Annotated in this window: 2 protein-coding genes; both read left to right on the forward strand. The window is 72.6% G+C overall.

The window, feature by feature from the left end; translation table 11 throughout:
• A partial coding sequence (locus tag C7C46_RS18800; protein WP_146259128.1) for a type I polyketide synthase occupies positions 1-7,944 on the forward strand: 7,944 nt, incomplete at its 5' end.
• A partial coding sequence (locus tag C7C46_RS18805) for a type I polyketide synthase (protein WP_425470094.1) occupies positions 7,941-11,500 on the forward strand: 3,560 nt, incomplete at its 3' end. The genes C7C46_RS18800 and C7C46_RS18805, both read left to right, overlap by 4 nt.

The raw sequence follows: 11,500 nt of genomic DNA on the forward strand, positions 1-11,500 counted from the left end.
CATGTACGCGGCACCGTCCGCTACGCCGACACGTTGACCACCCTCGCGTCCAACGGGGTGACCCGTTTCCTGGAGGTCGGCCCCGACGCCGCCCTGACCCCCATGGGCCTGGACGACCCCGCCCTGACGTTCATCGCCACCACCCGCCGTGACCGGTCCGAGACCGTAACGCTGGCCGGTGCCCTCGGCCGGCTGTACAGCACGGGCGGACCTGTCGACTGGGAGGCGTACTTCGCCGGCACCGGTGCACGCCGGGTCGACCTGCCCACCTACGCCTTCCAGCGGTCCCGGTTCTGGATGGACCAGCCCGGCAGTGGCGGCGACGTGCTGGGCGCCGGCCTGGACGCCGCCGGGCACCCGCTGCTCGGCGCGCTGGTCACGCTGCCGGAGGGGGCCGGCGTACTGTTCACCGGCCGCCTCTCGACGGCGGGTCAGCCCTGGCTGGCGGACCACGCGGTCGGCGGCACGGTGCTCTTCCCGGGGACCGGCTTCGTCGAGCTGGCCGTCCGGGCCGGCGACCAGCTCGGCTGCGGCACCCTGGCCGAGCTCACCCTGCAGGCCCCGCTGGTGCTGCCGGAGCACGGCGGCGTGCAGCTCCAGGTCGCGGTGGGCGCGCTGGACGACTCCGGCGCCCGCGCGGTGAGCGTCCACTCGCGGATCGAGGACGCACCCGACGGCGCCTGGACGCGGCACGCCACCGGCCTGCTCACCGCCACCGAGGCGGCGGCTCACAGCGACTTCGACGCCGCAGCCTGGCCGCCGCCCGGCGCCGAGCCGCTGGCCACCGAGGAGCTGTACGCGCACCTGGCCGAAGCCGGGCTGCTCTACGGCCCGGTCTTCCAAGGTCTGACGGCCGGCTGGCTGCTCGGCGAGGAGATCTACGCCGAGTTGGCCCTGCCTGCCGACGCCGACGCCGCTGCCGACGCCACCGCCTACGGACTGCACCCGGCCCTGCTCGACGCCTGCCTGCACGCGCTGGCGCTGCGCCCGGCTGCCGAGGCCACCGCCAAGCTGCCCTTCGCCTGGCAGGGCGTCACCCTGCACGCAGCCGGGGCCGGCGCACTGCGCGCTCGGCTGCGGCCGACCGGTAGCGGGGACAGCCTGGCGCTGGCGGTGGCCGACCTCGCCGGTCGGCCGGTGCTCACCGTCGAGGCGCTCACCCTGCGCGCCATCTCCGCCGACCAGTTGGCAGCCGCGCAGGCGGCCCACCACGAGGCGCTGTTCCAACTGGACTGGTTGTCGCTCGCCGTCCCGTCGCTCCCGGCGGGTACGGTCGAGCCGACGGTGTGGCGTCCGACGGCTGGGCTGGACGCGGCCGCCGCGCACGTCGCCGCCGCCGAGGCACTGGTCACCGTTCAGAACTGGCTGGCGGCGGAGCACGAGGCGCCGTTGGTGGTGCTCACCAAGGGCGCGGTCGCACTGCCCGGCGAGGCGGTCACCGACCTGGCCGGCGCTGCGGTCTGGGGCCTGGTCCGCTCCGCGCAGGCGGAGAACCCGGGCAACTTCGTCCTGGTGGACAGCGACGGCACGCTCGACCCGGCCGCTCTGGTGACCTTGGACGAACCGCAGCTGCTGGTCCGCGCCGGCACGGTCGCGGCTGCCCGACTGGCCAAGGTGCCGGTGGTCGAGGAGGCCGCACCGGCGAGCACCTTCACCACGGACGGGACCGTCCTGGTCACCGGTGCCACCGGCACGCTGGGCCGCCTGGTGGCCCGTCATCTGGTCACCGCGCACGGTGTCCGTGACCTGCTGCTGGTCAGCCGGCGTGGCGCCGAGGCGGGCGGGATGCCCGAGCTGGTGGCCGAGCTGACCACGCTGGGCGCAGAGGTGGCGGTCGCCGCCTGTGACGTGACCGACCGGTCGGCGGTGGCCGCGCTGCTCGCCGAGCAGCGGCTGGCGGCCGTGGTGCACGTGGCCGGCGTGCTGGACGACGGGGTGATCGGCTCGCTCACTCCCGAGCGGCTGGACGCGGTGCTGCGACCCAAGGTGGACGCGGCCTGGAACCTGCACGAACTGACGGCACATCAGAACCTGGGTGCCTTCGTGCTCTTCTCCTCCGCGGCCGGTGTGTTCGGTGGCGCAGGGCAAGCCAACTACGCGGCCGCCAACGCCTACCTGGACGCACTGGCCGCGCACCGGCGGGCGAGCGGGCTGCCCGCGCAGTCGCTGGCCTGGGGCCTTTGGGAGTCGGAGCAGGGCGGCATGGGCGCCGAGGCGGACGTGCAGCGGATCAACCGGTCCGGAATCGAGTCGATCACGGCCGTTCAGGGCCTCGAACTGCTGGACACCGCGAGCACCGTGGACCGGGCGCTGCTGGTTCCGATCCGGCTGGACCTGAAGCTGCTGCAGCAGGCGGGCGACGAACTGCCGCCGCTGCTCCGGGGCCTGGTCCGTCGCCCGGCCCGTCGCACCGCCGCGGCCGGCGGCAGCGGCCAGGCCCAGGCACTGCGCGCGCGGCTGGCCGCACTGGCGCCGGCCGAGCAGCTCGCTTCGGTGCTGGAACTGGTGCGGGCCCAGGCGGCCGCCGTGCTCGGCCACGCCACGGCCACCGCGGTTGACCCCGAACGGGCCTTCCGGGACCTCGGGTTCGACTCGCTGTCCGCGGTCGAGTTCCGCAACGCGGCGAGCGAGGCGACCGGGCTGCGGCTGTCCGCCACCCTGGTCTTCGACTACCCGAACCCGGTGGCGCTGGCCGAGTACCTGACCGGCGAGCTGACCGGGGTGGGCGAGGCGGCGGCTACCGTGGTGGCGACCACCACTGCGACCGACGAGCCGATCGCCATTGTCGGCATGGCCTGCCGCTATCCGGGCGGGGTCCGCTCGCCGGAGGACCTGTGGCGCCTGGTGGCAGACGGGGTGGACGCGGTCGGCGACTTCCCGGCCAACCGCGGCTGGGAGCCGGACCGGCTCTACGACCCGACCGCCGAGCGGCCGAACTCCACCATCACCCGCAGCGGTGGATTCCTCTACGACGCGGGCGAGTTCGACCCGGCGTTCTTCGGCATCTCGCCGAACGAGGCGCTGATCATGGACCCGCAGCAGCGGCTGCTCCTTGAGGCCTCCTGGGAGGCTTTCGAGCGGGCGGGCATCGACCCGGGGACGCTGAAGGGCTCGGCGACCGGCGTCTACACCGGGATGATGTACCACGACTACACCTACAACAGCAGCACGGGTGCAGTGGCTTCGGGCCGTCTCTCCTACGTCTTCGGTCTGGAGGGCCCCGCCGTCACGGTGGACACCGCCTGCTCGTCCTCGCTGGTCGGGCTGCATCTGGCGGTGCAGGCGCTGCGTAGCGGCGAGTGCTCGCTGGCCCTGGTCGGCGGTGTCGCGGTGATGGCCACGCCGGAGGTGTTCATCGAGTTCAGCCGGCAGAAGGGCTTGGCGCCGGACGGACGGTGCAAGTCCTTCGCGGCCGGTGCGGACGGGACTGCCTGGGGCGAGGGTGTCGGCATGCTGCTGGTCGAGCGGCTCTCGGATGCGCGGCGCAACGGGCACCCGGTGTTGGCGATCGTGCGCGGGTCGGCGATCAACCAGGACGGTGCGTCCAACGGACTGACCGCGCCCAACGGTCCCTCGCAGCGCCGGGTGATCCGGCAGGCCCTGGCCAACGCGCAGCTGACGGTGGACCAGGTCGACCTGGTGGAGGCACACGGGACCGGCACGGTGCTCGGCGATCCGATCGAGGCGCAGGCGCTGCTGGCGACCTACGGGCAGGACCGACCGGGCGACCAGCCGCTCTGGCTGGGTTCGATCAAGTCGAACATGGGCCACACTCAGGCGGCAGCCGGTGTCGCGGGCATCATCAAGGTGGTCGAGGCGATGAAGCACGGTGTGCTGCCGAAGACCCTGCACGTGGACGAGCCCTCGCCGAAGGTGGACTGGACGGCGGGCAACATCCGGTTGTTGACCGAGGCCCGCGAGTGGCCGGCCGTGGACCGGCCGCGCCGGGCTGCCGTCTCCTCCTTCGGGATCAGCGGCACCAACGCGCACGTAATCATCGAGCAGCCGCCGGTGGCGGTCGCCGAGGAGGCCGAGGCCGGAAACCGGCCGGCGGTCACCCCGCTTGTGCTCTCGGCCAAGACCCCCGAGGCGCTGCGCGCCCAGGCCGAGCAGGTGCACCAACTGCTCGCGGCGGAATCTGAGTTGGCCTTGGCCGACCTCGGCTACTCACTCGCCGTCACCCGGACCGCGCATGAGCACCGGGCCGGGCTGGTGGCGGAGAACCACGCGGAGGCGCTGGCCGGCCTGGCTGCCCTGGCTGCGGGGGAGAGCAGCCCCGAGCTCGCGCTCGGTACCGCCGCACCCGGCGGCACTGCGTTCCTGTTCACGGGGCAGGGGAGCCAGCGGGTGGGGATGGGCCGCGAACTTGCAGCTGCCGAGCCTGTGTTCGCGGCGGCTTGGGCTGAACTCGCCCAGCATCTGGACCTGGGCACTGATGAGCAGTTGAACCAGACGCAGTTCGCGCAGCCGGCGATTTTCGCGTTCGAGGTGGCGTTGTTCCGGCTGTTGGAGTCGTGGGGTGTGAAGCCGGATTATCTGGCGGGTCACTCGATCGGTGAGATCGCGGCTGCGCATGTGGCTGGTGTGTTCTCGTTGGAGGATGCTGCGAAGCTGGTCACGGCGCGTGGTCGCCTGATGCAGGCGCTGCCCGCGGGTGGGGCGATGTTGGCGGTGGAGGCCACCGAGGAGGAGGTCGCTGGCCTCGGTGTGGATATCGCTGCGGTGAACGGTCCGCGTGCGGTGGTGCTGTCCGGTCCCGAGGCGGACATTGACCGGGTTGCGGAGCGCTTTGCGGATCGTCGTACGAAGCGGTTGACGGTCTCTCACGCCTTTCACTCGTCACTGATGGATCCGATGCTGGACGAGTTCCGTGCGGTGGTTGACGGGTTGACCATCAATCAACCATTGATTCCCCTGGTCAACGATGTAGTGTCCGTCGACTACTGGGTCAACCATGTACGCGGCACCGTCCGGTACGCAGACACGTTGACCACTCTTGTCAGCAATGGCGTGACCCGGTTCCTGGAGGTCGGCCCCGACGCCGCCCTCACCCCCATGGGGCTGGACGACCCCGCCTTGTCCTTCATCGCCACCACCCGCCGCGACCGGTCCGAGCTGCGGACGGTGCGGAGCGCGTTGGTCCGGCTGCACACCGCCGGTGTCGCGGTCGACTGGTCGGTGGTCTTCCCCGGCGCCCGCCGGGTGGACCTGCCCACCTATCCCTTCCAGCGGCGCGGCTTCTGGCTGCTGGAGCCGTTCGGTGGGTCGGGCGACGCTGCCTCGATGGGTCTGGACGCGGCCGAGCACCCGCTGCTCGGCGCGGTGGTGCCGGCGCCGGACTCCGACGCGCTGACCCTGACCGGTCGCCTGTCGACGGCGGCGCAGCCCTGGCTCGCCGACCACCAGGTGGGTGGCACGGTGCTCTTCCCGGGCACCGGCTTCGTCGAACTGGCCGTGCAGGCCGGCGACCAGGCGGGCTGCGCCGTGCTGGACGAGCTGACCCTGCAGGCCCCGCTGGTGCTGCCGACCGGCGGGGTGCAGGTACAGGTACTGGTCGGCGCCTCCGACGACGCGGGGGCCCGGACGGTATCGGTGCACGCCCGCCCGGACGAGGCCGACCAGCCGTGGACCCGGCACGCTACCGGCTTGCTGCGCCCCGGCCCGGTCGCAGCGCCGACCGGTCTTACCCACCCGGGCGGTCCGACCGCCTGGCCGCCGGCCGGTGCGGAGCCGGTGGACCTGACCGACCTCTATCCGGACCTGGCCGAGGCCGGGCTGGAGTACGGCCCGGTCTTCCAGGGCCTCAAGGCAGCCTGGAAGAGCGGCCAGGAGGTCTTCGCCGAGGTGGCGCTGCCGGACGGTCAGGCCGAGGGCGAGGCCTACGGCCTGCACCCGGCGCTGCTCGACTCCTGCCTGCACGCGGTCGCGCTGACCGGGCTGTTCGGCGAGCAGTCGGTGCTGCCCTTCAGTTGGAACGAGGTCGCGCTGCACGCTGCCGGGGCCGGCGCCGTCCGGCTGCGGCTGGCCCCTGCCGGGGCCGACAGCGTGTCCCTGGAGCTGTTCGACGCGGCTGGGCAGCCGGTCGCCTCGGTCGGCTCGCTGACCCTGCGGGCGATCTCCGCCGAGCAGTTGGCAGCTGCCCGGGCCACGTTCCACGAGAGCCTGTTCGCGGTGGAGTGGGCGCCGGTGGCCGTGCCGACCGCGGTGGCGGGCGACCAGCCGGTGCTGCTGCGCCCGACCACCGGCGCTGACGCCGCCTCGGCCCGGGCCGCGGTGCGGGAGGCGCTGACGGCCGTGCAGGGCTGGCTGACCGAGCAGCAGGACGGCCCGCTGGCCGTGGTCACCGAAGGCGCGGTCGCGCTGCCCGGCGAGCGGGTCGGTGACCTGGCGGGCGCGGCGGTCTGGGGGCTGGTCCGTTCGGCCCAGGCGGAGAACCCGGACCGGTTCCTGCTGGTCGACACCGACGGCAGCCTCCCCCTCGGGGTGCTGACTGCCCTGGACGAGCCGCAGTTGGTGGTCCGCGACGGCAAGCTCTACGCACCGCGTCTGGCGAAGGTGCCGGTTGCGGCCGAACCGGCCGAAGCCCAACCGGCCGCCGAACCCCTTGAGCCGGCTGCCACGTTCGGCGCCGAGGGTACCGTCCTGGTGACCGGTGCCACCGGCACGCTGGGTCAGCTGGTGGCCCGTCACCTGGTCACCGCGCACGGTGTCCGTGACCTGCTGCTGGTCAGCCGGCGTGGCGCCGAGGCGGGCGGGATGCCCGAGCTGGTGGCCGAGCTGACCACGCTGGGCGCAGAGGTGGCGGTCGCCGCCTGTGACGTGACCGACCGGTCGGCGGTGGCCGCGCTGCTCGCCGAGCAGCGGCTGGCGGCCGTGGTGCACGTGGCCGGCGTGCTGGACGACGGGGTGATCGGCTCGCTCACTCCCGAGCGGCTGGACGCGGTGCTGCGACCCAAGGTGGACGCGGCCTGGAACCTGCACGAACTGACGGCACATCAGAACCTGGGTGCGTTCGTCCTCTTCTCCTCCGCCGCCGGTGTCTTCGGCAACCCCGGTCAGGCCAACTACGCGGCCGCCAACGCCTACCTGGACGCACTGGCTGCGCACCGGCGGGCGAGCGGGCTGCCCGCGCAGTCATTGGCCTGGGGCTTGTGGGAGTCGGAGCAGGGCGGCATGGGCGCCGAGGCCGACGTGCAGCGGATCAACCGCTCGGGCGTCGACGCGCTCTCCGTCGCCGAGGGCCTCGAACTGCTGGATCTGGCAGCCGGAATGGACTCGGCGCTGCTGGTGCCGATCCGGCTGGACCTGAAGGCGCTGCAGCAGGCGGGCGACGAACTGCCGCCGCTGCTGCGGGGCCTGGTCCGGGTCAAGGCGCGCCGGGCCGCAGCCGCTGGCCGGGACCAGTCGGGCGAGCTCAAGGCGCGCCTGGCCGGACTCGGCGCGGCCGAGCAACTCGCGCTGCTGCTTGACCTGGTGCGCGGCGAGGCGGCCGCGATTCTCGGCCACAGCAGCCCGCAGGCCGTTGAACCGGACCGCGCCTTCAGCGAGTTGGGCTTCGACTCGCTCAGTGCGGTGGAGTTCCGCAACCAGGTGAACGCGGTGACCGGCCTGCGGCTGCCGCCCACCCTGGTCTTCGACTACCCGAACGCCCGCGCCCTGGCCGAGTACCTGGTCACCGAACTGGCCCCCGAGGCCGGTGGGGACGAAGCCGCCACCGAGGACCGGATCCGCCGGATCCTGCAGGCCATCCCGCTGCACCGGCTGCGGGACGCCGGTCTGATGGAAAGCCTGCTGGAGCTCGGCGGAGTCCGGGCCGAGCAGGAGGACACCGCGGCCGAGCCCGCCGAGCAGGAGTCCATCGACGACATGGACACCGAGAGTCTGATCAACATGGCCTTCGACGGACTCGACTTCGAGGACGCGACGACGGAAGCGTGGAACTGACAATGGCGCAAACCGAAGACAAGCTGGTCCAGGCACTCCGCGCGTCGCTGAAGGAGACCGAGCGGCTGCGTGCCGAGCACCGCAAGCTCTCCGCGCAACTGCGTGAGCCGATCGCCATCGTGGGCATGGCCTGCCGCTACCCGGGCGGTGTCAGCACCCCGGAGCAGCTCTGGCAGCTGGTGGCGGACGGCGTGGACGCGGTCGGCGGGTTCCCCACCGATCGTGGCTGGGACCTGGAGAAGCTCTACGACCCCAGCGGTGAGCGGCCGAACACCAGTTACACCCAGCAGGGCGGATTCCTCTACGACGCGGCCGAGTTCGACCCCGGCTTCTTCGGCATCTCGCCGAACGAGGCGCTGATCATGGACCCGCAGCAGCGGCTGCTGCTCGAGGTCGCCTGGGAGGCACTGGAGCGGGCCGGGATCGACCCGGCCACGCTCAAGGGTTCGGCAACCGGCGTCTACGCCGGGATGATGTACCACGACTACGCGGCCAACAGCAGCACCGGCGCCATCGCGGCCGGCCGGATCTCCTACACCCTGGGCCTGGAAGGCCCGTCCTTCACCGTGGAGACCGCCTGTTCCTCCTCGCTGGTCGCCCTGCACCTGGCGGTGCAGGCACTGCGCAACGGTGAGTGCTCGCTGGCCCTGGTCGGCGGCGTCGCGCTGATGGCGACGCCGGAGACCCTGGTGGAGTTCAGTCGGCAGAAGGGCCTGGCCACCGACGGCCGGTGCAAGTCCTTCGCGGACGCGGCCGACGGCACGGGCTGGGGCGAGGGCGCCGGCGTGCTGCTGGTGGAGAAGCTCTCGGACGCGCGGAAGAACGGGCACCAGGTGCTTGCCATCGTGCGCGGGTCCGCGATCAACCAGGACGGCGCCTCCAACGGGCTGACCGCGCCCAACGGCCCCGCCCAGCGTCGGGTGATCCGGGCCGCGCTTGCCAACGCCCAGGTCTCGGCGGACCAGGTGGACCTGGTGGAGGCGCACGGGACCGGCACGGTGCTCGGCGACCCGATCGAGGCCCAGGCCCTGCTCGCCACCTACGGCAAGGACCGGGCCGGCGAGCCGCTCTGGCTCGGCTCGATCAAGTCGAACATGGGCCACACCCAGGCCGCGGCCGGTGTTGCGGGCATCATCAAGGTGGTCGAGGCCATCAAGCACGGCGTGCTGCCCAAGACGCTGCACGTGGACGAGCCGTCGAGCAAGGTGGACTGGTCCGCGGGCGCGGTGGAGCTGCTCACCGAGGCTCGGGAGTGGCCGGCCCTGGACCGGCCGCGCCGAGCTGCCGTCTCCTCGTTCGGGATCAGCGGCACCAACGCGCACGTGATCATCGAGCAGCCGCCCGCCGTGGACGCCGCGGCGGCGGAGCCGGTGGCGGCCCGGCCTGCCGGGGCGGTGCCGTGGCTGCTCTCCGGCCGCACGGCGGAGGCACTGGAGGACCAGGCGGAGCGGCTGCGTGCGTTCGTCACGGCGCAGCCGGAGCTGGCGCCGGTGGACGTGGCGTACTCGCTCGCCACCGCACGGGGTGCCTTCGAGCACCGCGCGGTGGTGGTGGGGGAGACTCGCGAGGAGCTGCTCGCCGCGCTGGTGGCGGTGGCCGAGGGCCGAGGCGGGGTCGAGTCGCGGACCGCCGGGGGGACGGCGTTCCTGTTCACGGGGCAGGGCAGCCAGCGGGTGGGGATGGGCCGTCAGTTGGCGGCTGTGTTCCCGGTGTTTGCGGCGGCGTGGGAGGAACTCGCCCAGCATCTTGACCTGGGCAGCGATGAGCAGTTGAACCAGACCCAGTATGCGCAGCCGGCGATCTTCGCGTTCGAGGTGGCGTTGTTCCGGCTCCTGGAGTCCTGGGGTGTGAAGCCGGATTATCTGGCGGGTCACTCCATCGGTGAGATCGCGGCCGCGCACGTCGCGGGCGTGTTCTCGCTGGAGGACGCGGCCAAGCTGGTCACCGCGCGTGGCCGCCTGATGCAGGCCCTGCCCGCGGGTGGGGCGATGCTGGCGGTGGAGGCCACCGAGGAGGAGGTTGCTGGCCTCGGTGTGGATATCGCTGCGGTGAACGGTCCGCGTGCGGTGGTGCTGTCCGGCCCGTCCGAGGAGATCGACCGGGTTGCGGAGCACTTTGCGGATCGTCGTACGAAGCGGTTGACGGTCTCGCACGCGTTCCACTCGTCGCTGATGGATCCGATGCTGGACGAGTTCCGTGCAGTCGTTGACGGGTTGACCATCAATCAACCGTTGATTCCCCTGGTCAATGATGTAGCGTCCGTCGACTACTGGGTCAACCATGTACGCGGCACCGTCCGGTACGCCGACACATTGACCACCCTCGTCAACGACGGCGTCACCCGTTTCGTCGAGGTCGGCCCCGATGCCGCCCTGACCCCCATGGGCCCGGACGACCCCACCCTGTCCTTCATCGCCACCGCTCGCCGCGACCGCGACGAGGTGCGCGAGCTTGTCGCGGCGCTGGGCGCGATGCACGCGCGCGGAGTGGCCGTCAACTGGCGCGCCTTCTTCGCCGACTCCGGTGCGCGTCGGGTGGACCTGCCGACCTACGCCTTCCAGCGTCGCCGGTTCTGGCTGAACCTGCAGGACTTCCTCTCCGAGTCCTGGCTCGCGGGCGAGTTCGGCGGGGTCGGCTCGGCCGGCCTGGTGGCGGTCGAGCACCCGCTGCTCGGCGCGGTCCTGCCCGACCCCGACTCCGACGCCGTGGTGCTGACCGGCCGCCTCTCGGTGACCGACCAGCCGTGGATCGCGGACCACGACGTGATGGGCAGCGTGCTGCTGCCGGGTACCGGGTTCGTGGAGCTCGCCATCCGGGCCGGCGACGAGGTCGGCTGCCCGGTGCTGGAGGAGCTGACGATGACCGCCCCGCTGCTGCTGCCCGCCGACGGCGGTGCGGTCCAGCTCCAGGTGCTGGTCGGAGCCGCCGACGAGGCGGGCCGCCGCACCCTGCGGATCCACTCCCGCCAGGGCGAGTACGCGCCGTGGATCCTGCACGCCGACGGCCTGCTCGGTTCAGGTACCGGCACTGGCACCGGCACCGGCACCGATACCGCCTCCGAGTCGGCCCCGGAGCCGCTCACCGAATGGCCGCCGGCCGGTGCGACCGCGGTCGAGGTCGAGGGCGCCTACGACATGCTGTTCGGCCTCGGCTACGGCTACGGTCCGGTGTTCCAGGGCCTCAAGGCGGCGTGGCGGCGCGGCGAGGAGGTGTTCGCGGAGGTGGCCCTGCCGGACGAGGCCAAGACCGACGCGGCCGCCTTCGGTCTGCACCCGGCGCTGCTCGACGCCTCGATGCACGCCGGACTGGTCTCCGACGACGGTCGGCGCGGTGGCGAGGCGGTGCTGCCGTTCGTCTGGAACGGCGTCACCCTGCACGCCGCGGGCGCGACCGCACTGCGGGTGCGGATCACGCCGAACGGGCCGGAGAGCGTCGCGATCACGGTGGCCGACCAGACGGGCCGGCCGGTGCTCTCGGTCGCCTCACTGGTCGCCCGGGCCGTCTCGCCCGAGCAACTGGGCGCCGGGCGCGGGGCCGGGCAGTCGCTGTTCCGGAT

It is taken from the genome of Streptomyces tateyamensis (assembly GCF_003205575.1).
Classification (GTDB): Bacteria; Actinomycetota; Actinomycetes; order Streptomycetales; family Streptomycetaceae; genus Kitasatospora; species Kitasatospora tateyamensis.